This is a genomic window from Lacinutrix sp. WUR7 (assembly GCF_016864015.1).
In the GTDB taxonomy this organism is placed as follows: Bacteria; Bacteroidota; Bacteroidia; order Flavobacteriales; family Flavobacteriaceae; genus Oceanihabitans.
The window spans coordinates 2,180,001-2,206,014 of the sequence record NZ_CP045067.1; the positions used below are offsets into that span (position 1 = coordinate 2,180,001).

The 26,014-nt window shown below is 33.6% G+C and carries 16 protein-coding genes, 2 tRNA genes and 2 rRNA genes (1 of these 20 running past the window's edge); 14 read left to right on the forward strand and 6 right to left on the reverse strand.

Translation table 11 applies throughout. The annotated features are described in order from the left end of the window. The 3 genes from FG167_RS09505 to FG167_RS09515 form a co-directional block, all read left to right on the forward strand. Positions 1-903, forward strand: a 23S ribosomal RNA gene (locus FG167_RS09505); it begins 1,919 nt to the left of the window's first position. A gap of 126 nt (positions 904-1,029) precedes the next feature. Continuing rightward, positions 1,030-1,136, forward strand: a 5S ribosomal RNA gene (gene rrf, locus FG167_RS09510). A gap of 364 nt (positions 1,137-1,500) precedes the next feature. After that, on the forward strand, positions 1,501-3,936 hold the full coding sequence (locus FG167_RS09515; protein ID WP_203458073.1) for a helix-turn-helix domain-containing protein: 2,436 nt from the start codon (positions 1,501-1,503) through the stop codon (positions 3,934-3,936). A gap of 51 nt (positions 3,937-3,987) precedes the next feature. Here FG167_RS09515 and FG167_RS09520 read toward each other — a convergent pair whose 3' ends face one another. The 4 genes from FG167_RS09520 to FG167_RS09535 all read right to left on the reverse strand — a co-directional run bounded on the left by FG167_RS09520 (position 3,988) and on the right by FG167_RS09535 (position 9,182). Beyond that, the gene (locus FG167_RS09520) at positions 3,988-4,794 is read right to left on the reverse strand and encodes a T9SS type A sorting domain-containing protein (protein ID WP_203458074.1); all 807 of its coding nucleotides are present in this window, start codon (positions 4,792-4,794) and stop codon (positions 3,988-3,990) included. A 19-nt stretch (positions 4,795-4,813) separates the two neighbouring features. Beyond that, positions 4,814-6,220, reverse strand: coding sequence for a hypothetical protein (locus FG167_RS09525; RefSeq protein WP_203458075.1), 1,407 nt, complete (start codon positions 6,218-6,220; stop codon positions 4,814-4,816). A gap of 11 nt (positions 6,221-6,231) precedes the next feature. Then, positions 6,232-7,698 carry an SUMF1/EgtB/PvdO family nonheme iron enzyme gene (locus FG167_RS09530; protein ID WP_203458076.1) on the reverse strand — a complete coding sequence of 489 codons (1,467 nt, stop codon included), beginning with the start codon at positions 7,696-7,698 and terminating at the stop codon, positions 6,232-6,234. A gap of 341 nt (positions 7,699-8,039) precedes the next feature. Continuing rightward, complete coding sequence (locus tag FG167_RS09535) at positions 8,040-9,182, reverse strand: acyl-CoA dehydrogenase (protein WP_203458077.1); 1,143 nt, start codon at positions 9,180-9,182, stop codon at positions 8,040-8,042. 91 nt (positions 9,183-9,273) lie between these two features. Here FG167_RS09535 and FG167_RS09540 point away from each other — a divergent pair, with 91 nt between their 5' ends. The 10 genes from FG167_RS09540 (at position 9,274) to FG167_RS09585 (ending at position 18,559) form a co-directional block, all read left to right on the forward strand. Next, positions 9,274-10,332, forward strand: a complete 1,059-nt coding sequence (locus FG167_RS09540; RefSeq protein ID WP_203458078.1) for an anhydro-N-acetylmuramic acid kinase — start codon at positions 9,274-9,276, stop codon at positions 10,330-10,332. Positions 10,333-10,403: 71 nt separating this feature from the next. After that, the gene (locus tag FG167_RS09545; RefSeq protein ID WP_203458079.1) at positions 10,404-11,630 is read left to right on the forward strand and encodes a Glu/Leu/Phe/Val dehydrogenase dimerization domain-containing protein; all 1,227 of its coding nucleotides are present in this window, start codon (positions 10,404-10,406) and stop codon (positions 11,628-11,630) included. 9 nt (positions 11,631-11,639) lie between these two features. Then, positions 11,640-13,049, forward strand: coding sequence for a sodium:proton antiporter NhaD (gene nhaD / locus FG167_RS09550; RefSeq protein ID WP_203458080.1), 1,410 nt, complete (start codon positions 11,640-11,642; stop codon positions 13,047-13,049). 153 nt (positions 13,050-13,202) lie between these two features. Further along, positions 13,203-13,904: a MotA/TolQ/ExbB proton channel family protein gene (locus FG167_RS09555; protein ID WP_203458081.1), complete on the forward strand. Its 702-nt coding sequence runs from the start codon at positions 13,203-13,205 to the stop codon at positions 13,902-13,904. A gap of 89 nt (positions 13,905-13,993) precedes the next feature. Continuing rightward, positions 13,994-14,386, forward strand: a complete 393-nt coding sequence (locus FG167_RS09560) for a biopolymer transporter ExbD (protein WP_203458082.1) — start codon at positions 13,994-13,996, stop codon at positions 14,384-14,386. Between the two features lie 60 nt (positions 14,387-14,446). Next, entirely contained in the window at positions 14,447-15,715 is a 1,269-nt protein-coding gene (locus FG167_RS09565; protein WP_203458083.1) for an energy transducer TonB, read from the forward strand. Positions 15,716-15,749: 34 nt separating this feature from the next. Then, positions 15,750-16,598, forward strand: coding sequence for an energy transducer TonB (locus FG167_RS09570; RefSeq protein WP_203458084.1), 849 nt, complete (start codon positions 15,750-15,752; stop codon positions 16,596-16,598). Position 16,599: 1 nt separating this feature from the next. Continuing rightward, complete coding sequence (locus tag FG167_RS09575) at positions 16,600-17,817, forward strand: folylpolyglutamate synthase/dihydrofolate synthase family protein (RefSeq protein WP_203458085.1); 1,218 nt, start codon at positions 16,600-16,602, stop codon at positions 17,815-17,817. Positions 17,818-17,939: 122 nt separating this feature from the next. Continuing rightward, positions 17,940-18,017: transfer RNA gene (locus tag FG167_RS09580), tRNA-Val, on the forward strand. Between the two features lie 467 nt (positions 18,018-18,484). Beyond that, a tRNA-Val gene (locus tag FG167_RS09585) sits at positions 18,485-18,559 on the forward strand. Between the two features lie 184 nt (positions 18,560-18,743). Here the strand turns inward: FG167_RS09585 and murF are convergent. Next, a complete protein-coding gene (gene murF, locus FG167_RS09590; protein WP_203458086.1) occupies positions 18,744-20,024 on the reverse strand; it encodes a UDP-N-acetylmuramoyl-tripeptide--D-alanyl-D-alanine ligase in 1,281 nt (426 codons plus the stop codon). Positions 20,025-20,178: 154 nt separating this feature from the next. Then, a complete protein-coding gene (gene gldJ / locus FG167_RS09595) occupies positions 20,179-21,858 on the reverse strand; it encodes a gliding motility lipoprotein GldJ (RefSeq protein ID WP_203458087.1) in 1,680 nt (559 codons plus the stop codon). A 265-nt stretch (positions 21,859-22,123) separates the two neighbouring features. On the opposite strand from gldJ, the gene porU reads away from it, so the two are divergent. Next, the gene (gene porU, locus FG167_RS09600; protein WP_203458088.1) at positions 22,124-26,002 is read left to right on the forward strand and encodes a type IX secretion system sortase PorU; all 3,879 of its coding nucleotides are present in this window, start codon (positions 22,124-22,126) and stop codon (positions 26,000-26,002) included. Positions 26,003-26,014: the final 12 nt, after the last annotated feature.

The following is a 26,014-nucleotide window of genomic DNA, read 5'->3' on the forward strand; positions in this document are numbered from 1 at the left end:
GTGCAACGATCTGGACACTGTCTCAGCCATGAGCTCGGTGAAATTGTAGTATCGGTGAAGATGCCGATTACCCGCAGTGGGACGAAAAGACCCCGTGCACCTTTACTATAGCTTAGTATTGGTTTTGGATAAGTAATGTGTAGGATAGGTGGGAGACTTTGAAGCGGCGTCGCTAGGCGTTGTGGAGTCATTGTTGAAATACCACCCTTTGCTTATCTAGAGTCTAACCTTCTAACGAAGGGACAGTGCTTGGTGGGTAGTTTGACTGGGGTGGTCGCCTCCAAAAGAGTAACGGAGGCTTCTAAAGGTTCCCTCAGTACGGTTGGTAATCGTGCGTAGAGTGCAATGGCATAAGGGAGCTTGACTGAGAGACCTACAAGTCGATCAGGTACGAAAGTAGAGCATAGTGATCCGGTGGTTCCGCATGGAAGGGCCATCGCTCAAAGGATAAAAGGTACGCCGGGGATAACAGGCTGATCTCCCCCAAGAGCTCATATCGACGGGGGGGTTTGGCACCTCGATGTCGGCTCGTCACATCCTGGGGCTGGAGAAGGTCCCAAGGGTTGGGCTGTTCGCCCATTAAAGTGGCACGCGAGCTGGGTTCAGAACGTCGTGAGACAGTTCGGTCTCTATCTACTGTGGGCGTTAGAAATTTGAGTGGATCTGTTCCTAGTACGAGAGGACCGGAATGGACAAACCTCTGGTGTATCTGTTGTTCCGCCAGGAGCATTGCAGAGTAGCTACGTTTGGAAGGGATAAGCGCTGAAAGCATATAAGCGCGAAACCCACCACAAGATGAGATTTCTTTAAAGGGTCGTAGGAGATGACTACGTTGATAGGTCATAGGTGTAAAGGCAGTAATGTCATAGCCGAGTGATACTAATAACCCATAGGCTTATTGTACGCCTGTTTTTTTAGAGTACATACAATACATTCATGTAATTTTTTCAATATGTTAAGATATTTATCTTTTTATATGCCGTAAAGGCTACTAAAAAGAAATCCCGCAACAAATGCGGGACCAAAGCTTAAGGTGATTATAGCGATGGGGCTCACCTCTTACCATTCCGAACAGAGAAGTTAAGCCCATTTGCGCCGATGGTACTACATTGTGGAAGAGTAGGTCGTCGCCTTTTTTAGAGAATCCTCAACATTTATTTGTTGAGGATTTTTTTTTGCGGTAATGTCAACAGAAAATTATGGTTAAAACTGGATGATGTTGAAGAAACTTTTTATTGTTTAATTGTAGAAAATATTCTATATTTATATTTAGCTAAATAGATGGTTCAAAGTTGCTCGAACGATAGCAGCGGCATCCTTTTTTTATTAGTACCTATAATTAAATAAGTAATTATAATATCGTCTAAATGGTGATATACGGAATATAGTTCCGCATTAAAAAAAGATATAGCGGATAGCGTGGTTTTTATTTTTCTTAAAAACGCGCCATAAAAACTAATCATTTTATTTATCTTCAAAATCTGTATTGAAAAAGGAATAATGGCAACAAATAAGGAATTAGATTTAGCTTGGGATTTTGTGAATAACACGGACAGAAATGTGTTTTTAACAGGAAAAGCAGGTACCGGTAAAACAACGTTTTTGCATAAGTTAAAGATGAATTCTTTAAAACGAATGGTAGTTGTAGCGCCAACTGGGGTAGCTGCTATTAATGCAAAAGGGGTTACCATTCATTCGTTTTTTCAAATGCCATTCGGACCTATTTTACCTAACGAAGATTTAAAAGGTTCTGGTGGTTTTAATAGAAAATTTGGGAAGACCAAAATCAATATTATTAAGTCTATGGATTTATTAGTGATTGATGAAATTAGTATGGTTCGTGCCGATTTATTAGACGGTATCGATAAAACGCTAAGAAGGTTTAGAAATAGAGATCAAGTTTTTGGAGGTGTGCAATTGTTAATGATTGGTGATTTACAACAATTATCTCCAGTGGTTAAAGAGAATGAATGGCAGTTATTAAAACCTTTTTATAATAATGCTTTCTTTTTTAGTAGTCTTGCCTATCAACAAAGCGATGCGATAACCGTAGAATTAAAACATATTTACAGACAGGATAACCCGAAGTTTATAGATATTCTGAATGAGATTAGAACCAATACTTTATCTCAGGCTTCGGCAGATGAATTGAATAAAAGATATCAACCAGATTTTTCGCCTACCGAAGATGAGGGATATATTTCATTAACTACACATAATAACAAAGCAGAGCGAACCAATCATTTAGAATTAGAGAAATTAAAAGGAAAGAAGGTAACGTATAACGCTTCGGTAGAAGGGAAGTTTCCGGAGTTTTCTTATCCTAATAAAGAAGAGCTCATCTTGAAAGTTGGTGCTCAGGTGATGTTTATTAAAAATGACAGCTCTACAGAGAAACGTTATTTTAATGGTAAAATAGGAAAGGTTATTTTACTAGATAAAGACGAAGTGGTTGTAAAATGTCCGGATGACGATTTTAATATTATCACTACTCCAGAGATTTGGGAAAACATTAATTACGATGTAGATAAAGAAACCAAGGCGATTACAGAAAATAAAATTGGTTCGTATACCCAAATGCCTTTGCGTTTGGCCTGGTCCATTACCATTCATAAAAGTCAGGGTTTAACTTTTGAGAAAGCTATCATTGATGCGGAAGGTGCTTTTGCGCACGGACAAACCTATGTTGCGTTGAGTCGTTGTAAGAGTTTGGAAGGTTTGGTTTTAAAAAGTAAAATTAATTCCAGTCAGATTATTAGCGATAGTAATGTGATTTCGTTTAATAAAACAGCGGAAGAAAACCAGCCAGACGAAGCTATATTAAATCAATCGAAGTCTGAATTTCAACTAAATTTGATTTCTGAAATTTTTGATTTCTATAAATTTCTGTATCCTGTGAATCGTGTTTTGGATGTGTATTATAAAAATAGAGGAATCATAGAAGGAAATGTAGAAGCCCCTTTAGTTTCTATCAAAGACTGTGTTGCTAGTTTACTTAAAGTTGCGAATGGTTTTAAAGCACAGCTTAGAGATCTTTCTGAAGTTACGCAAATTCCAGAATCGAGTAAAGAAATTCAAGCACGTTTTGTAAAGGCTTTAGCCTATTACAAAATAGAAGTAACCACTAAGATTATTGAACCTTATAAGACGTTTGGTTTTGCCACAGATAATAAGGCTGTCGAAAGCGACTTTACCAAAGCTTTAGATTTATTTGAAGAATTATTAGCTACAAAACAATTATATTTTACTGGTTTAGCGGAGGGCTTTCAGGTAAAGCCATTTCTAGAATTACGAGCTAAATCTGTTTTCTTAGCAAAAGAGGCACCAAAGAAACCTAGAAAAGCGGTTATAGATGGAACTACTAATGTGGAACTGTTTGAATTGCTTCGTGAGTTACGAAACACGATTGCTAGTGAAAAGGAATTAATTCACTATCAAGTTTTCAATCAGAAGTCTTTATATGAAATGTGTGAAACCTTACCAACCAATAAAACCGAATTACTACAAGTAAATGGTTTTGGTAAAACACGTGTGGAAAAATATGGAAGCCAAATTTTAAAAGTGATTCGTGACTATTGCGATGAAAATGATATTGAAACTTCTAAAAATGCAGAGATTTTTGAAGCGCCAGCGCCAAAACGACAAAAAGGAGATACCAAAAGAACCTCGTTAGAATTATTCCAATCTGGAAAAGCTATCGAACAAATCGCTATGGAAAGGGATTTAAATGTGAATACCATTGCTGGGCATTTAGCCAGTTTTTTAGATTCCGGTGAAGTTAAAATTTTGGATTTAATTTCCGAAAAGCATTATAAAGAGCTGAAGAAAATTATTCCAAAACAGAAGTTTGAAAATATTTCTGAATTAAAACATCAAATAGACGATAAGTACACGTATGGTGAAATACGATTGGTGTTAGGTGATTTAAAGAAATAAAAGCTTCAAAAATTAAATTTTAAAGCTTTTATTATCTAGACATGTTTGTAGTTATTTAACTATTAATTTTTTGGTGATTTTATTTCCTTCGGTTTTTATACTTACAAGATACATTCCTGTAGATAGTTTACTCACATTAAACGTGTTTTCTGGAGTTACAGAAATTGAAATTTGTTTACCTAAAGTATCATGTATTTCTATTTTGTAATTAATAAGATTTTCAGGTACTTCAATTTTCACAATACTAGTTGCTGGATTAGGATGCATGGAAAATGTTCTCATTTCATTATCTTCAATGTCTAGAGTATCAAAATTATAAGAACTTGTTCCCGATAAAGCGGAAGCATTTGGGTCTACTACATTTGTAAAAAGAAACATAGAATCATCAATCATATCCGCTTGCATGAAACTTACTAAAGGAGTTATAGTCGTAGCTAAAACAGAATCATTAGCTAAAAGGCTAATAGTTCCATTTGTTGGTGCTCCATTTACTTGAATGCTAACCATTGGTGTCTCTAATCCGCTTGAAGGAGATGGTAATGCAATAAGACTACCTAAAGTTTCTGTAATTAAATATCCATCTATGGAAGGTTGTGATACATTGGTACCATCAAAATAAGTGGCATTAGCTCCATTACCCAACGAAGAAGTTATAGTTGCTGTTATTCCATCTGTTAGAATAATTGTAAATCCATAACTTTGCACTAATGTTGCAAAATCTGAAGAACTAATATTTGGCCTTGCAGAAATAGTATAGTTATAACTACCATTATCTGTTAATGTATAGGTATAACCCTCTTGTGCATTAATAGGTAACGTTAATAAGTAAAAGAGAAATAATAATGTATATATTTTCATAATAATTGTTTTTTTTAATTTAATTTTCTGGTAATTGTTCTTTAATTTGATGGGTACTAAAATTAAATACATTTTCAGGATGGGCTAATACATTTTGTAAGATGAAAGGGGTATCTGGAGTTGTTCCAGTATACTGTATATTTCCATTCATATCTACATCATGAACATTATAACCAGTAGCTAAAAAAGTTGGAAAGTTTAATACATTTCCTGGATCATTGAGCACTTCAGATAAAATACTTGGTGCGTCTGGGGTTGTTCCAGAATATTGAATAAGACTATCTCCATTTACATTACCAGCCCAAAGGGCATTAGCACCAGACAATAATGAAATTTGCGCATTATTACCAAAGGTTGCTGTAGCACTATTCGTAAAATCTATAAAAGTTGGGGATACCGACAAAGCAATTGGATTTTGTGTCATTACGCTTAAATGGTTTCTATGTCTCACTACTATATAATAAGGATCCGTGTATCCTTCTAAATATATATTGGATAAACCATCTATATCTACAACATCTCCATCACGTTGTAATAAAGCAGATTTATCATCTACAATAAAAGTGTTATCCATATCGCTTCGAATTTCAATCCAAACCCAATCTACAATATCGTCGTTAGATAATCCAGTTCCTAATGCACCTCCATTGTTTAAAACAGAGGAGTTATTTATTAACCTCATATCAGGATAGGGACTCATAAGTGGAATAAATCCATTTACACGTAAGTCATCATTCATTAAACTAGCATTTGGTGGATTAATTAAAGGACCTTGAAGAAATAACTTTATATTTAATCTTAAATCCACTATTTGATTAGGATCTAGATAAACAAGTTCTTGAGCAACATTAAATCCATCGCCATTACCACCATTATAAAGTACTACAAGTGATAAATTATTTAGTGTTGTGTTTAGTAATGTTTCCTTGTCAAATCCATCACCATTACTACCTTCATAAAGAGCAGTAAGCGAAATATTTTCTAATGTTGTATTAAGTAATGTTTCCTTGTCAAATCCATCACCATTACTACCTTCATAAAGAACAGTAAGCGATATATTTTCTAATGTTGTATTAAGTAATGTTTCCTGGTCAAATCCGTCACCATTACTACCTTCATAAAGAACAGAAAGCGAAACGTTTTCTAATGTAGTACTCACTAAAATAGCATTATCAAAACCATCACCATTACTACCTTCATATAATGCGGTTAGTACAATATTCTCTAGCGTTGTGCTTAATAATATTTTACTGCCATAGCCATCTCCGTTTGAACCTTCATATAATACTGCAAGCGAAATATTAGTCAGTGTAGTATTTAAATTTGTTTCACTATCATGACCATCGCCATTACCACCATTATACTGAGCAAATATCTGTGTGCATTGAAATACTATAAAAGATAAGATTAAAAATATTTTTTTCATCTTTCTATATATTAAGGTGCTGTTCTTGCTCCTCTAAACCCAAGACGATTATTTCCTCCTGAAATTACAGAAGCTCCATCATATCTATCTGAAATTCTTATATATTCAGCACCATTTAACCAACTACCACCACGAAAACTATAACCATCTCCTGTAGTGCTGTTAGGCCAGTTAGAAACGGTTCCATTACCACTAGTACTACCAATAATACCATTTCCATGTAAACCAGTAAAACTTCTTCCTTGCGCAGTACCTACAGTTACGCATCTTTCATATAGGTTACCAGATAGTTCCATTATTCCATAATAACTTCCACCTGTTTCTTCTCTGTTATTGTTTACTGCACTTGCTGCGAAAATTCCATTTCTTAATGGTCCATTTATAGTTCCATCCGTAAGGCTGTACATAGCATTACCAGAGTTTGTTTCTGGGTTAGTAACACGTTCACTTGAAAATCCAGAATTCACAATAGTATAATCATTACTTGCTATATTGGAACTTCCCCAAGCAAATTCACCTGGTTTGGGTAAGATAGGACCTCTGCATGCTTTTTCGTATTCTAATTCGGATAAAGGACGTAAGCCTGTCCAATCCATATATGCATTTATATCTGCAACATTTACAAAGGATACCGGTCTATCTGGAGCTGTAGTAGTTGCACTAGCAGAACCACCTGTCCATGAAATGGTATTCCTATTTACAACGGCATCACTATTTTTGTGAGCTGTATCTGTAATATCTCTATTCGTTTTTTGAGTTTCCGTTAAACTGTTAAAGAAACCCAACCATTGCGATTCTGTAGTTTCATATTTCATTGCATAAAATGCATTAAACCCTTTAGGATAGGAAGCAGATAAAGTTCCAGTTTGATCTCCTCCTCTTGCATTAGTAGCTGTGTAATATAAATTTCCAGAAGTATTTGCAATAGTTAAAGCATTTTCAGATTGTATGTGAAAAGAAGATGCTGTAGAAAAACCTCCAGAGTGAAATTTATTAGCTTCATCTCCAGTAGTTCCCCCAACGTAAAAAGAACCTTCAGGGACATATACCATTTCTACAGCAAATACTTGTATGTCGATAATATCATTAGTGTCTGTAGAACCGAAATTCCAACGAATTTGGTTGTCTAGGAAGTTTACATTTCCACTTCCATCAGCATCTCTATATATTAAAGCGCCAATACCATCAGAAGTTACCTCCATGGTTGCCCCAGCTGCAGGAGTAGAGTTGGCTTGGCTTAATATTGCATGAGTCCAAGTTCCATTATTAACTCTATATTTCATGAATACCCAAGCTGCATCCCAATTGGATGGACCAGAGCTAATTCTCCAAGAGTTCTCCCAAAAGAGATCAAATTCAACGTTTACCCAATTGGATACTTCATTTAGATTTTCAAGTGATATATTATTCACTTGGATGTTGTTCGCTTTTACTTGTAGAAAGGATGCAAATGCAAATAAAAAGATAATTTTTTTCATGATTTTAATGTTTGATTAATAGTTTTATATGATATTTAATAGCCTTCTAAAAGAAAGGTTAACATAATTAACCTTGGATAATTTTTTAAAATAGGTTTAGAGGTCTAATAAATGTTACTTTATTAAGTAAATAGGGGGGTGTTTTTTAGATGCTGATTAACAGCGCTTTAAAGGTATGAGAATCCTTTAGGAAATAGTTTTATAATTGTATAACTGGTATTCAATTTTGTATATATGGTTCTATTTTACTTTTTTAAACATAAAAACAGCCTTACAAATTTAATTTGTAAGGCTGTTTTATATTATTTAATGTACTATTATTTAGATAGGTATATAAATGATTACCCTTTAATCAAACCTCTAGAAATTACAATTTTTTGAATTTCAGAAGTACCTTCATAAATTTGAGTAATTTTAGCATCACGCATCAAACGTTCTACATGGTATTCTTTTACAAAACCGTTTCCACCGTGAATCTGAACCGCTTCCACTGTATGTGTCATAGCAACTTGAGACGCATATAATTTTGCCATTGCGCTAGACATATCGTAATTATTTCCTTGGTCTTTATCCCAAGCAGCTTTCATAACTAACATACGTGCAGCTTCAATTTCGGTATGCATATCTGCTAATTTAAAAGCAATCGCTTGATGGTTACAAATTTCTGTACCAAAAGCTTTACGTTCTTTAGAATATTTTAAAGCTAATTCGTAAGCACCAGCAGCAATTCCTAATGCTTGAGCAGCAATACCAATTCTTCCTCCAGATAAGGTTTTCATAGCAAATAAAAATCCAGATCCATCTTCGCCAATTCTATTTTCTTTAGGTACTTTTACATCATTAAATTGTAAAGTATGTGTATCACTTCCGCGAATTCCTAATTTATCTTCTTTTGGTCCAATATCAAAACCAGGCATTCCTTTTTCAAGAATAAAAGCATTAATTCCATGTGAACCTTTATGGTTATCTGTTTGGGCAATTACTATATAAATTCCTGCACGTCCACCATTAGTAATCCAGTTTTTGGTACCGTTAATTAAGTAGTGATCTCCTTTATCTAAAGCAGTAGTTTTTTGCGAAGTTGCGTCACTACCAGCTTCTGGTTCACTTAAACAAAAGGCACCAATTTCTTCTCCAGTAGCAAGTTTTGTTAAGTATTTTTGTTTTTGATCTTCATTTGCATAAGCTTCTAAACCATAACAAACTAAAGAGTTGTTTACAGAAACCATTACAGAAGCAGAGGCATCAATTTTAGAAAGTTCTTCCATAATTAATACATAAGAAATGGCATCCATTCCACTTCCTCCATATTTTGGATCTACCATAATTCCCATAAAACCAAGATCTCCCATTTTCCTTACTAATTCTTGCGGAAAAGTTTGTGCATTGTCACGTTCAATAACTCCTGGAAGTAATTCCGTTTGAGCAAAATCGCGAGCTGCATCGCGAATCATTATATGTTCTTCTGTTAAGCTAAAATCCATAGTTCTAATTAAATGTTTTTATGATAAAAAATGAGTACAAATATAACTTTTTAATAGCATATTTTCAATAGAGATTACTATTTTTACAAATATGATAAAAAATGAATATAAAGTGCTTGGCGTAATGTCTGGAACATCATTAGATGGAATGGATTTAGCTTACATCACTTTTAATTTTGAAAACTCTTGGAAATTTAAAATTGAATGCTGTACAACCATTGGTTATACGGAAGAATGGTTACAAACGCTTAAAGGTTTAGTGTCTAATTCTTTAGAAGAATTACAGCAGATTGACATTCATTACACGGCATATTTAGCAGAAGTAATTAATACTTTTATTGCAGCAAATAATATTGAAAGTATAGATGCTATATGTTCTCATGGACATACCGCATTGCACCAACCCGAGAAGGCTTTAACCTATCAAATAGGAAATCTGAAAGAACTGGCTACTTTAACGAATAATAAAGTGGTTTGCGATTTTAGAGAGCAAGACGTAGCTCTTGGAGGTCAAGGTGCTCCTTTGGTACCTATTGGTGATCAATTATTATTTTCTGAATATGACTATTGTTTAAATCTGGGAGGATTTGCAAATATTTCTTCTTCAGAAAATGAAAAACGCATAGCTTATGATATTTGTCCGGTAAACATAGTATTAAATAAATACGCAAATCAATTAGGTGTCCCTTATGATGATAAAGGTAAAATTGCAAAATCTGGAACCTATTTATTAAATTTAGGAAATGAATTAAGAAATTTGCCATACTATAAACAAAGACCACCAAAATCTTTAGGACTAGAATGGGTTGAAAAAGAAATAACTCCAAGATTAGAAGCTTCAAAACGAAAAGAAGCAGATGTACTTCGCACATTTACAGAACATATTGCAAGTGAAATAGCAAAAAATGTTAATATTAGAAGTACTATTTTAGTAACTGGAGGCGGTACATATAATGACTATCTTTTATCTCGAATTTTATATAACAAGGAAATAAATCTTATTACACCTTCTAAAGAAATTATAGAGTTTAAAGAAGCTTTAATTTTTGGGTTTTTAGGAGTTCTAAAAATGAGAGAAGAAATAAATTGTTTAGCAAGTGTAACAGGAGCGAAACAAGATCATAGTTCAGGAAAAATTTATCTTCCTTAAAAAAAATATAAATATAATATAAAGCACTTTTTGTTTTTTATATTTGTTAACACTAACAACGAACCAAATTAATGAAAGATTTACTTAGTAAGTACGAAAATAAAGAACCTGAAATTGTATTTAATTGGAAAGATGCGGAAACAGATGCAGAGGGTTGGACAGTCATAAACTCACTTCGTGGAGGTGCTGCAGGAGGAGGAACCAGAATGCGTAAAGGGCTGGATATGAATGAGGTTTTGTCTCTTGCAAAAACTATGGAAGTTAAATTTACCGTTTCTGGACCAGCAATTGGTGGTGCAAAATCAGGTATTAATTTCGATCCAAGTGACCCAAGAAAAAAAGGCGTTTTAGAACGTTGGTATCGCGCAGTTTCGCCTTTACTTAAAAGTTATTATGGCACAGGAGGCGATTTAAACGTGGACGAAATACATGAAGTAATTCCAATTACGGAAGAAAGTGGTGTTTGGCATCCGCAAGAAGGTGTCTTTAACGGGCACTTTAAACCAACGGAAGCAGATAAAATTAATAGAATTGGACAGTTACGTCAAGGTGTAATTAAAGTGATTGAAAATCCGAATTTTTCGCCAAACGTGTCTAGAAAATATACCATTGCAGATATGATTACTGGTTTTGGTGTTGCCGAAGCTGTTAAACAATATTATGCTATTTATGGAGGAACTGTTGTCGGTAAAAAAGCTATCGTTCAAGGTTTTGGTAACGTAGGTTCTGCAGCAGCATTTTACCTTTCACAAATGGGAGCAAAAGTTGTTGGTATAATAGATCGTGCTGGTGGATTAATAAAAGAAGATGGTTTTTCTTTTGAAGAAATCACTGAATTGTTTTTAAATAAAGATGGAAACACATTAGTTTCAGATAAGCTTATTCCTTTTGAAGAAATAAATGATAAAATCTGGTCGCTAGAAACACAAATATTTGCACCTTGTGCAGCTTCTAGACTAATTACACAAGATCAAATAGATCAAATGATAAACACTGGATTAGAGGTTATTTCTTGTGGTGCAAATGTACCTTTTGCAGATAAAGAAATCTTTTTTGGTTCTATTATGGAACATACCGATAATCGCGTTAGTCTTATTCCAGATTTTATATCGAATTGTGGTATGGCAAGGGTTTTTGCTTACTTTATGGAACGTAAAGTGCAAATGACTGATGAAGCTATATTTAATGATACTTCAGAAATCATCAAAAAAGCAATTCAAAATGTACACAATAAAAACCAATCAAAAACAGGAATTAGTGCAACCGCTTTCGAAATTGCATTAAGCCAACTTATATAACACAATTTTATGGAAACAGTAATTATTTTAGTATTTGTATTAGGCTATTTAGCGATTACATTAGAACATAGCATTAAAATAGATAAGCTTATTCCTGCATTAGTCATGATGGCTATTAGTTGGGCTTTAATTTCTTTAGGAATCGATAGTTTTCCACAATGGTTTGACTCTGCAAAACATAGTTTATTAGATAACTTTGGATTGCTTGGCCATGAAGAAAAAATGCACATGATGGAAGAAACACTGTTGCACCATTTAGGTAAAACAGCAGAAATTTTAGTGTTCCTTTTAGGAGCAATGACCATTGTAGAAATTATAGATTATTTTGATGGATTCTCAACTATTAAAAGCTTTATTAAAACAAAAAAGAAATCTAAAATATTATGGATTTTCGCTTTTCTTGCTTTTGTACTTTCTGCAATTATAGATAACCTAACGGCAACCATCGTTTTAATTTCTATTCTTCAAAAAATAGTAAAAGATAGAGATGTTCGTATTTGGTATGCAGGTTTAATTATTATCGCGGCAAATGCTGGTGGCGCATGGTCTCCAATTGGTGATGTTACAACAACCATGCTTTGGATTGGTAAAAAAGTGACTACCGGACATTTAATAGGTTACTTATTTATTCCATCCTTATTATGTATGTTAGTTCCTACTTTTATAGCTTCGTTTTTACCTGCTTTCAAAGGGAATTTAGAAACGGTAGAAGAAGATTCAGGGAAACCTAAAAGTAAGTATAGTGCAACTATGTTATACCTTGGTTTAGCAGGAATTGTTTCTGTACCAGTTTTTAAAACCGTGACGCATTTACCTCCTTATGTTGGTATGATGTTGGCTTTAGGTATTGTTGCCATTTTTGCCGAAATCTATAGTAATTCTAAGTTTAGTTTAACAGAATATGATGCTGAAGAAAGTGATGCAAACGCACACCATAGTCCAGTACATCATTCATTATCTAAAATAGAAATGCCAAGTATTTTATTCTTTTTAGGAATTTTAATGGCTGTTGCAGCTTTAGAATCTTTAGGTATATTATTTGGTTTTGCAGAATCTTTACAAGACTCTATGCCTATGTTAGGAACGGAATTGCATTACGCGTATGAACCAAATGGAGGTGTTTCAGATTTAGTAGTATTATTACTAGGTGTAGGTTCTGCGGTTATTGATAATGTACCTTTAGTAGCAGCAAGTTTAGGTATGTTTCATGAACCTATAGATAATGAACTTTGGCACTTTATTGCATATTCTGCAGGAACAGGTGGTAGTATGTTAATTATCGGTTCTGCAGCTGGAGTAGTTGCAATGGGAATGGAAAAAATAGATTTCTTTTGGTATGTGAAAAAAATATCTTGGTTGGCATTAATTGGTTTCCTTGTTGGAGCTGCCGCATTTATGGTTACAAGAACTTTATTTTAATCAAAAGATAATTCTCGAGTTTTTTATTCGAGGATTCCATTAAAACTGTCATTCTCGCGAAAGCAGGAATCTATAATAAAGATTCTTTTAAAAATCTTTATTATACTTAAGTAAAAATATCAACGTTAATACATTAGTCAAAACAATTTTTTTATGTTAAATACAATATTACAAGATGCACAAGAAGGTGCAGAATTATTAGTAGATGGAGAATCTGCTAAAAAAACACTTTCCATAATAGAACTTATATCTAGTGGTGGTACAGCAGGAATAGTAATTATTGCCTTGCTTTTTGTACTACTTATCGTTGCTATCTATATTTATTTTGAAAGATTATTTGCCATAAAAGCGGCGTCACAAGTAGATGCAAATTTTATGAATCAAATTAAAGACCATGTTTCTAATGGTAAAGTGGATGCAGCACAAATGTTATGTGTACAACAAAACTCTCCCGTTTCTAGGTTAATAGGAAAAGGAATAAGTAGAATTGGGAAACCGTTGGAAGATATAAATACAGCTATTGAAAACGCAGGAAGATTAGAGATTTACGGACTAGAAAAAAACGTAAGTGTATTAGCTACTATTTCTGGAGCAGCACCAATGATTGGTTTTCTTGGTACTGTAATAGGTATGATACTTTCTATTTTCGAAATAGCAAATTCCGGAGGTTCTATAGATATTAAAACACTAGCGGATGGTTTATACACCGCAATGACAACTACAGTTGGAGGACTAATTGTTGGAATTATAGCCTATGTAGCATATAATCATTTAGTGGTGAAAACAGATAAAGTAGTGTATCAAATGGAAGCTAATTCTTTAGAGTTTCTTGATCACTTAAACGAGCCAGTATAAAATATTTTCGCGGTTTATTGGAATGGAAAAGTTCTATAAGTCGATGAATAAATTAGTATTAAATTTTTTAATCCTTTCAATAAATACATATGAATTTAAGAGGAAGAAATAAAGTAACACCAGAGTTTAATATGTCTTCTATGACAGACATCGTATTTCTGTTGCTCATATTTTTTATGATTGCATCTACATTGGTTTCGGCGGAAGCTATAGATTTATTATTACCAAAATCTAGTAGTAAAACTACCCAAACTAAAAACGTATCTGTTAGTGTAGATAAAGATGTAAATTATTATGTAGATATGAAAAAAGTATCTAAAGAAAATTTAGAAGCAGAAGTTTTAGCAAAAGTAGGAGATACAGATTCGCCATCTATTACCATTCGTTCAGATCAAGATGTTGAAATGAAAAACGTGGTCTTTATAATGGACATTGCTAATAGAAATAAAATTAAGTCTACACTTGCAGTAAAATCACAATAATCTATTCGTGTAATTTGGCATACAGATTGCAATTGTAAGTGTAACAACGATTATAAGTATATGAAATATTTCACAACCAAACATGAGAAGAATTCTGCGAAAATTACAACATTAATAATGTTGATTTTTGTTTTGTTGCTTTTTGTAGTTGGTCAAGAATATCAGGAAGAACCAGAAGAATTTGGCGTAGCAATAAACTTTGGTAGTGCTGCCCCAGCTGGAGGAAATGTACAGCCTAATAAACCAATAGTAGAAGAAAAATCCCCTGAGGAACCTACAGAAAATGAAATTGATGAAGAAGCAATAGCGGAGGAAGCTGCAAAAGCCGAAGAGGCAGAGGAAGCAGCGAAAGCAGAAGAAGCAGCTATAGCGGAAGAAGAAGCCAAAGCAGAGGAAGAGAGAATTAATGAAGAGTTGCTAAAAGAAGAGCAACTAAAAGAAGAAAAAGCAGCAGAAGAAAAAGCGCTTAAAGAAAAAGAAGATGCTAAAAAAGAAGCAGCGGAAGCAGAAAAAATATTAAAAGAGGAAGCAGAAGAAGCAGCGCGTTTAAAAACAGAAAAAGAAGCAAAACAAAAAGAAATAGCCGATGCCAAAGCAAAAGCGGCAAAAGCGGCAAAGGAAGCAAAAGAAGCTAAAGATGCAAAGGAGGCTAAAGAAGCCAAAGATGCAAAAGATAAAGCAGCAGCTAAAGCAAAAGCGGAAGCAGCAGAAAAATTAAAAAAAGAAAACGAAGCGAAAGCCAAAGCAGCAGCAGACGCAAAAGCAGCGGCGGCAAAAGCAAAAGCAGCTTCAGATGCTAAAGCAGCGGCGGCTAAAGCAAAAGCAGCTTCAGATGCTAAAGCGGCAGCACAGGCAAAAGCCAATGCGGAAGCAAAAGCTAGGGCCGCGGCAAAAGCAGCAGCGGATGCCAAAGCGGCTGGAGAAGCTAAAGCAGCAGCAGATGCGGCAGCTAAAGCCAAAGCAAATGCTGGAGGAGGTGAAACTTCCTTTGCATTGATTGAGAATGTACCAATTTATCCGGGTTGTGAAGGCGGAACTAATGCGACTAGAAAACAATGTATGAGTGATAAAATAAAAGAGTTTATCATGAATAATTTTGATACGGACTTAGCTGCAGATTTAACTGGGGTTCAAAAAATCAATATCTCATTTAAAATTAATACTTCAGGTAATGTGGTAAGTATCGGTGCAAGAGCTGCAGATCCTAAATTAGAAGCAGAAGCAAAACGAGTGACTAGATTGCTTCCTAAAATGAAACCAGGTATGCAACAAGGTAGTCCAGTAACAGTTTCCTATGGCTTGCCAATTAGAATTAAATTAAAAGAATAACTTGTTTTCTTCGTAGTACAAGAATAAAATTTAAATGAAATACTTTAACACCAAACACGAAAAAGATTCGGCAAAAATAACAACGCTTGTAGCGTTAATCGTGTTATTGCTCATTTTTGTGGTAGGTCCAAAATATATGGATCCTCCAGAAGAGTATGGTGTTGCTGTAAATTTTGGTACTACAGATTTTGGAAGTGGTAATGTACAACCTACAAAACCAATAAAATCGGAAGATTTAAATATTGATCGACCAGCAGAAGTAGTGCCAACTGAAGCAGAACCTACAAAAGCTACAGAAGCTACAGAAGAAGTTTTAACCCAAGAAACCGAAGAAGCTATTGCCATACAAAAACAAAAAGACGCAGTAAAAAAAGCTAAAGCTATTGCAGATGCTAAAGCAAAAGCCGAAGCAGATAGAATTGCAAAAGAAAAAAGGGAGCAAGAAGAGAAAAAGAAAAAGTTAGATGCTCTAATTGGTGGAGTTAGTAACTCCGAAGGAAGTGAAACCGGAGGTGAAGGTGATGATGACAAAGCAGGAGACAAAGGACAATTAAATGGCGATCCGTATGCGCCAAGCTATTTTGGAAACACAGGATCTGGAAATGGAGGAGTAGGTTATGGCCTAAACGGAAGAGGGAAACCTTCTAAACAAGTATTTAAACAAGACTGTAATGAGTCTGGAATGGTCATTGTGAAAATAGTAGTAAACAGAAGTGGTAATGTAGTGGAAGCAGAAGCAGGAGTAAAAGGAACCACAAATACAGCAGATTGTTTGCTAGAACCAGCAAAAAAAATCGCCTTATCTCATAAATGGCGAGCAGACAATAAAGCACCGGCAAAACAAGTAGGTTTTGTAAAAGTTAACTTCAATTTAGGGCAATAAAATGACATATCAAGATACTGTAAATTGGATGTTTTCCCAACTACCAATGTATCAACAACAAGGTAAAACCGCATTTAAAGTAGATTTAAGTAATACGGTAATCCTTGCAAAACATTTAAAGAATCCAGAAACTAAAATTAAAACCATTCATGTTGCTGGAACTAACGGAAAAGGTTCTACAAGTCACATGTTAGCCTCTATATTACAAGAAGCTGGTTATACGGTTGGATTATACACTTCGCCGCATTTAAAAGATTTTAGAGAGCGTATTAAGATTAATGGTAAAGAAGTCAGCAAACAGTTTGTAATTGGTTTTATTAAACGAAACAAAACATTTTTTGAAAAGCATTCCCTTTCCTTTTTTGAAATGACCGTTGGCATGGCTTTCGATTATTTTGCAAAACAAAAAGTAGATATTGCCATTATAGAAGTTGGTTTAGGCGGACGATTAGATTCTACCAATATTATTACTCCAGAAGTTTCTGTAATTACAAACATAGGATTAGATCATACCCAGTTTTTAGGAAATACCTTGCCCGCTATTGCGGAAGAAAAAGGAGGAATCATTAAAAAGAATATTCCTGTTGTTATTGGCGAAACACAAGACGAAACTAAAACCGTTTTTAATCGTATTGCAGCGGAAGCTTCTTCCAAAATATATTATGCAGATCAATTAGTTTCTCAAATTTTTAAAAGCGACTTAAAAGGAAGCTATCAAGAAAAGAACATAAAAACAGTTTTACAGACCATAACCCTATTGCAAAAACAAGGTTGGAAGATTACCAGTAACCATATTAAAGAAGGATTACTAAAGGTAGTGCAAAACACAGGTTTAAAAGGAAGATGGCAAACCTTGCAAGATGACCCAAAGGTTATTTGTGATACGGCTCATAATAAAGAAGGACTTGCTTATGTGATGAAACAATTACACGAAGAGGATTGTGATGCACTTCATATTGTTTTTGGAGTGGTAAATGATAAAGATTTGGACTCGATAATTGCTCTTTTGCCTAAAAAGGCGACTTATTATTTTTGTAAACCAAATATTCCTCGCGGAAAAAATGCGGAAGAGTTGTTCAGCTATTTTAAAGAAAAAAACTATGTTGGAAACGTATATAATTCTGTAAATGAAGCATATAAACAAGCTTTAAAATCGGCTGGAAAAGACGATGTTATTTATGTTGGAGGGAGTACTTTTGTAGTTGCAGAAATTATTTAAAAAAAACTTTAAAAAAGTTTTTGAGAATCCAAAAACTAATCTATATTTGCAATCCCAAACAATAGGGCTTTAGTCAAAAGCGATTAAAGATAAGGTTACCGAAACCTTAAAAAAAATATTTCGGGCGACTAGCTCAGTTGGTTCAGAGCACTTGGTTTACACCCAAGGGGTCAGGGGTTCGAATCCCTTGTCGCCCACCAAAAATAAAAATCCTGATACTTATGTATCGGGATTTTTTGTTTTTATAAAGATTGTATTTAAGTTTTTCTTTTCTCGAAAATAAATAGACAGTAAAGCGAAGTAATACTGCCCATTTAATTTAGGTTTACTTTAGTTTTAAAGAATTTAAAATAGGTAATACTGTTGCTAGATATCTAAAACTCCTGATAAATCTATGCCTTCACATTTATGAAGTAATAAGCTGTCGTTTGTAAGTTTTATAAAATTATTTCCTAAATATTTGAAAGACTTGCAATTACATGTCTTTTCCTTTGTAAAGAGATTTTTACCTATTAGATAGTCATTCTTTTTTTTAATAAAGTAGCAATGTTGTTGTAAAAAGTTTTTGAGAATCCAAAAACAGGTGTATATTTGCAGTCCTGTTAAAAGGGACTCAAGACAAAAGTAGTTTAGAGTATAGGTTACCGAAACCTAACAAAAATATTTCGGGCGACTAGCTCAGTTGGTTCAGAGCACTTGGTTTACACCCAAGGGGTCAGGGGTTCGAATCCCTTGTCGCCCACTTTAAAAGAAATCCTGATACATAAGTGTCAGGATTTTTTGTTTTAAAAAGAACGGAGTTAGAAGCACTTTCTTATATAATATATGCGTTTTTGAATTACAGATTTTTAAGCGCTTGTTACCAATAAAAAAAGCTTCTCTTTTAAGAGAAGCTTTTTGTTTTATGCTTTTATAAATAGATAATACTATTGCATGAGATCTAAAGTTCTTTCTAAAGCCATTCCGCGAGATCCTTTTATTAAAAGTGTTGCGTTTTCTGGTTTTTCAAAACTGTTTTTAAATGCTTCAAAAGAGATGTTTTTATGCAGTTTATTAGAAATTGTTTCCGTGTTAAAGAAATTTGCACCTACTAGATATATTATGTCAAAGTTTAAATCGATAGCCAATTGCGCTATGTTTTCATGTTCTTTTCCGGCTTCCGTTCCTAATTCAAACATATCTCCTAAAATAACAATTTTGTTATCGTCTTTTAAATTAGAAAAATTTGTCAATGCCGCTTGCATGCTTGATGGGTTTGCGTTGTATGCGTCTAGTATTATTTTGTTGTTTCCTAATTCAATGATTTGCGACCTATTATTTTGTGGTATATAATTTTCAATTCCTGTTTTGATGTCTTTTAAAGGGATATCAAAATATTTTGCAATACTAGTTGCGGCACAAAGGTTCGTGAAGTTATATGCACCTATTAGGTTAGAGTTGATGGTATAATCTTCCACTTTTAGTTTTACAAAAGGATTTGCCTCTAAAAGTTCTATCCTGTAGTATGCTGCATTAGTTTGTGAAAATCCGAACTTTTTATTGGAACTGCTTAGTTTTTCAACTTGAATAGCATCATCCGCATTAAAAAAAACATGCTTGTTATTTTTTAGTAAGTAATTATATAATTCTGTTTTGCCTTTAACTACGCCTTCCATACTACCAAAGCCTTCTAAATGTGCTTTGCCAAAGTTTGTAATGTAGCCATAATCAGGCTGTGTAATATTACATAGAAAGTCAATCTCATTTAAATGATTTGCACCCATTTCTACAATACCAATTTCAGTATTGGTGTTCATAGATAATAAGGTTAAAGGAACGCCAATATGGTTGTTTAAATTACCTACTGTGGCTACCGTTTTATATTTTTGAGAAAGTGCTGCGTTTATTAGTTCTTTGGTGGTTGTTTTTCCGTTACTACCTGTTAAAGCAATGATTTTAACTTTTAGGTAATTTCTGTGATAGGTTGCTAATTTTTGTAGTGTTTTTAAAACGTTGTCGACAAGTATGGTTTGCGGATGGATATGATATGTTTCTTCATCAATTATAACAAATTTAGCGCCATTTTCTAGTGCTTGCTTAGCAAAAGTATTCCCATTAAAATTATCGCCTTTTAAAGCGAAAAACATACTGTCTTTTTTTATTTTTCTTGTATCTGTACTTACGGTATTACTTTGTAAGAACAGCTTGTGTAATTGTGCTATTTTCATGTGCTTTGTTTATTCTTTTTTACTGTCACATGCTGTTCGCTACTAATTATTCCCTTAAGCGATAACATTTTTTAACATGCTCGTTTCATAAAATAAATGTATAAAAAAAAGTCCTGACAATTGTCAGGACTTTTTTTATTTTATAAAAGAATTATTAATTCTTAGTTTTTTGTTTTCCTTTAGATTTTGAACCTACACGAGACATTGCACATCTAAATCCAATATAGTCGGTAGCCATATCTTGTGGGAAGTAACGTCTTTGTGCTGGATCTAACCAGTACTCTCTGTCTTTCCAAGAACCACCTTTGTAAACTCTTACTTCATCATTAATTAAAGAAGTACGTTTAGTAGATTGGTCATACTCACGTATCATAGTTCCAGTAGAATCTGTTTCTACATTATGCTTTGGTGAGTTATACATTTTTCTTGTTATTTCTGAGCTTTCATCTTCAGTTCCTTCTTCTTCATCAAAAGAATCTGCATATTGTCTAGAAGAGCGTTTATCACCATCTCTAAAGTTACGGTTATCACTTCTGTCAAAATTCGTTCTTAAGTATGTTTCGTTTTCATCTACACCAACTTGTGCAATTTCACCAGGAAGGTTTCTTGCTACAATTTTTCCGTTAGATAAAGTATCGTATACTATTTCATCAGAAGTAACAATTTTTACTGTTCCATCATCATTAATTGCGTTTTTTGTATAGACATTTCCTCTATAGTAGTTAAAGTCATTAAACTCATCATCTACAATAGGTCTGTAAACATCGGCAACCCATTCTGCAACGTTTCCAGCCATATCATATAAACCGTAATCGTTTGGTGCGAATGACATTACTTGTTTGGTTATATCTGCTCCATCATCACTCCATCCAGCAATACCACCATAATCACCTTTACCTTGTTTAAAGTTAGCCATTTGGTCACCACGAACTTTACGTTTACCAGTACGTGTGTATTGTCCACTCCAAGGGTATTTTTTTCTTCCTCTATATGTGTTATAACTTCTAATATCTGACATTCCTAAAGCAGCATATTCCCATTCTGCTTCTGTTGGTAGTCTGTACATAGGTGAAATTACACCAGTTTCTCTTGTAGCGTATTTGTTAATAGTATCTCCAGTCGCTGTAGTTTGAACACGACGTCTTGATCTTTCTGGATTAATAATACTATCATTTCCACCATATGTTTGGGTTGGCGCATTGATATAAGTGTCTGTATTAAAGTTAGCATCCGCAGTCGCTGTTAATTTAGCATCTCTAGTTAACCAACCAGCTTGTTCTAAATTTAACTCATTATATCTGTCAGATCTCCAGTTAGCAAATTCAACTGCTTGAATCCAGCTAACTCCAACAACAGGATATTCTGCATATGCAGGATGACGCAAGTAATTGTTTGTCATAACCTCGTTATAACCTAAACGGTTTCTCCATACTAATGTATCTGGAGCTGCACCATTATAAATTGCTTTAAAGTTTTCTTCTGATGGAGGATAAGTTGATTTTAACCAATATAAATATTCTGAATACATAAAGTTTGTAACTTCAGATTCATCCATATAAAAAGATTGAATGTGTTGTTGATTAGGTGTGTTGTTCCAATCATGCATTACATCATCTTGTACTTTACCCATGGTAAATGTACCACCTTCAACAAAAACTAATCCAGGAGCAGTTTCCTGTTCTTTAAATTTTTCATTGTATTGGAAACCACCTTCTTTAGAATTGATTTTCCAACCTGTTGCTCTAGATGTATTTTTAGAACTAGATCTTTTACAGCTAACTGCAGTTACAGATACTGCTAAGATTAATAATAATACTACTTTTTTCATGTTCATACTTTTAAAGTAAGCTACTTGTTAATTTAGTGACGCAATATAAGAATTAAAGCCAATACTACAAGATAAATTGTAAAAATTGATTAAAAATAATTGCAGTTCACCCTAGTTATTAAACCTTATAACGATGTTTTTTATAATTTCATCGTTCATTTGTAATGCTAATAACGAACATTTTTATAAAATAGTATTGTACTTTCGATTGGTTTTTTTAAAATTGTTTGATTTTTAATAATAACATACAATTATTCACGTTATTTATGCAATGAAAAAGAAAATACTTATACTCACAATTCTATTGCCGTTTTTAATGTTTGCTCAGCAGCAAACATTTAAAATTACTTGGCAAGACTATAAAACGATAGCCAACGAAAAATTCTCTATAGAGGTTCCTTCCTTTGATACAGAGCATTTTAATTATAGTTTAAAGGATGGTTTACAGTTTGTAGCACAATGGAAAACCTCTAGTCTTATTAATGAGACTTCTGTAACTTTATCTAAGGTAAGTTACGCTAGTATAGCATTAAATGATTTAAAAGGTGTAGATCTTAAAACGATTCCTAATAAGTTAAAATATAGTTTGTCTAATTCTATAGCTAGAGATAAGCGTAATGCTTATTTAATTGTTTCTCCTATAATTAAGGAAAACGGGGTATATAAAAAAATAACATCGTTTACTGTAAATTATAAGAATAGTAATGGTTCTAGATTTTCTAATGCTTCAAAAGTAGCAATTACAAATTCTGTTTTGAGTTCTGGGGAATGGTACCGATTTTATGTAGATACTACTGGGGTATTTAAAATTTCAAAAAACTTTTTAAGTTCTTTAGGTGTTAATGTGAATAGTGTTGACCCTAGAAACATTAAATTATTTGGTAATGGAGGAGAAATGATACATTATTCTAATGCTGCCGAACAGCATTTTGACATTAAAGAAAACGCCATACGGGTTGTAGGTGAAAATGATGGAACATTTAATAATGAAGATTATATTTTGTTTTATGCAAGAGGGCCAAGGGGATATGATGATGAAAGTAAAACCAACCTAAACTTATATACAGATAAAACATACTTTTATATAAACATAAGTAATGGCCAAGGTAAAAGGGTGCAACCTTTTATTCAACCTACAGGTATTGTTGATTTAGAAATTAATCAATTTCAAGATTATCAATTTCATGAAGTAGATGAGCATAATCTAGGAAATGTAGGAAGAAGATGGTTTGGTGATAAATTTGATATTGAAAGCAGTAAAACATTCACTTTTAGTTTTCCGGATTTAGTTTCCAGTGTGCCAGCAGTACTTAAAGTACTAGTTGCTTCAGATGCTGAATCGGCTTCAAGCATGCAAATAGATGTAAATGGGAATGCCGTAACAAACTTAAATATAGCGGAAGTTGGAAGTCCGAATCTTGCTGTTGAAGCGGACTTTAATGGAAATATAAATCTTAATTCTTCAGAAATTTCTGTTAATCTAAATTATGATAACGGTGGTATCCCAAGCTCTAATGCGTATTTAGATTATATTTCAATAGAGGCAACTCGTGCATTAAATTTTTCTGGTAATCAATTTGTTTTCAAAAATAATGAAGTGGTTCAAACTTCAGGAATTGGAAGGTATACATTAACTAATGCTACAAATGTTTCCGAAGTTTGGGACATTACAGACAGGTATAACATTACTACAGTCGTTAATACAGATGCAAGTGCAAGTTTAAGTTTTACATCGACCTTAGGTAGTTTCAAACAGTATGCTGTTGTAACTAATGCAGATGTATATCAGCCAAAAAAAGATGCTAGTACTTCAGTAACAAATCAAGATTTAAAAGGAACCATCTTTTTAAATAATCAAGGAGATTTTCAAGATATAGATTATTTAATTGTAACACCTAGTTACCTTTTAACCCAAGCGGAAAGACTTGCCGATATAAACAGACAACAATATGGTTTAAATGTAAAAGTAGAAACATTAGATAATATATATAAGGAGTTTAGTACTGGCAATCAAGACATAGGTGCTATTAGGAATTTTGTCAAGTATATTTACGATAATGCAAGTACACCAGAAAATAAAATAAAATATTTATGCCTTTTTGGTGATGGATCTATAGATTATAAAGATAGATTCCCAAACAATACGAATGTTGTTCCTTCTTGGCACGCAATAGAAAGTTTTAATTTAACAAACTCTTTTGTTTCTGATGACTTTTATGGAATGATGGATGAAAATGAAGGAACCATGGAACCTTCAGAAAAACTAGATATAGCTGTTGGTAGAATTCTAGTAAACTCATCGCAACAAGCAAAACAGGTTGTAGATAAAATTATATCCTATCACAATGAAGCAAGTTATGGTAGCTGGAGAAATAATTTTGTAGTGGTGTCTGATGATGTAGACGAATCCTGGGAAAGAGTACTTCAAGAAACCACCGATGAATTAGCGAATACGATAGCTGAAAAGAAGCCGTTTTTAAATCCAATAAAAATACATTCTGATGCTTATTTACAGGAAGCTTCAGCAGGTGGAAATCGTTATCCTAAGGTAAATGAGGCACTAATTAGTGCTATAGAAAATGGTGCACTAGTAGTTAATTACTTTGGTCATGGAGGTGAAGATGGACTTGCGCATGAACATATTTTCGAAAAGCCAGATGCACAAGATTTAAATAATGTTTGTAGGTTAAATTGTTTCGTTACGGTAACCTGTGAATATACTAGGTTTGATAACCCGTTCAGACCAACAGCTGGAGAATATACTTTTTGGAATCCAACAGGAGGTGCGACAGCTTTAGTAACTACAACAAGACAAATTTTTGTAAGTGTAGGTATCACTTTTAATGAAGTTTTAGGAGAATATATGTTTTCTTATAATGATACAGATGATTATGAAGATGATGAATATCCTTCCATTGCCGAAGCGCTTAGATTAACAAAAAACGATCCTTCAATTTCTAATATATCACAAAGAAGATTAGTGTTTTTTATTGGAGATCCAGCAATGAAATTAACCTTTGCTAAACCTAATATAAGACTAACTAAAATTAATGATGTACTTATAGAAGACGAAACAGATACTTTGGAAGCTTTAGGACATGTAAAATTATCAGGGGAGGTAACCGATGTCGCAGGTAATGTACTAACAAACTATAACGGCATTTTATCGACAACTATTTATGATAAAGAAATAGAAAGAAGAACTCTAGGAAATGATAGAACGAGTGATGGAGGTCAACTAATTTATTTGGATTTTAAAACACTTGGTGAAATCATTTTTAGAGGACAAGCGTCAATTACCAATGGATTGTTTGAGTTCGACTTTGTAGTGCCTAAAGATATTGGTATTCCGGTAGGTTTTGGTAAAGCGAGTTTTTATGCGAAATCCGAAATTCCATTTCTTCAAGACCAAACAGGAGCAAGTGTAGGAACTATTAAAATAGGAGGAATCAATGCGGATGCACCAGAAGATAATACGGGGCCTTTAGTTATACTTTATATGAATGACGAAAGTTTTGTTTCTGGTGGTATAACCAATGAATCTCCTTCGTTATTAGTAAAATTAGAAGACGAAAACGGAATTAATACTGCCAGCGGTATTGGTCATGATATTGTTGCAATTATAGATGGAGACGAAACAAACCCTTTTGTATTAAATGATTATTATCAAACAGAAGTGGATGATTATACTAAAGGATTAGTAAATTACCCTTTTAGAGAGTTAGAACCAGGTTTACATACCTTAACACTTAAAGCTTGGGATGTTTATAATAACTCATCTACACAAGAAATTCAATTTGTGGTGTATGATGAAGATGAAAAACTAGTAATTAAAAATGTATTAAATTACCCAAATCCTTTTGTAAATTATACAGAGTTTTGGTTTAATCACAATAGTTCAGAGCCTTTAGACGTTTTAGTACAGATATTCACTGTTTCGGGGAAGTTAGTAAGAACATTAAACGGACAAACCAATACATCCGAATGTTGTGGTAAAGGAGCATCTGCTTTATCTAGAGATATTGTTTGGGATGGACGAGACGATTTTGGAGACAAAATAGGTAAAGGAGTCTATGTGTACAAACTAACCGTGCGCTCAAATACCCTAAATAAAAAGGTCGAAAAAATAGAGAAACTTGTAATACTATAATATTAATTTATA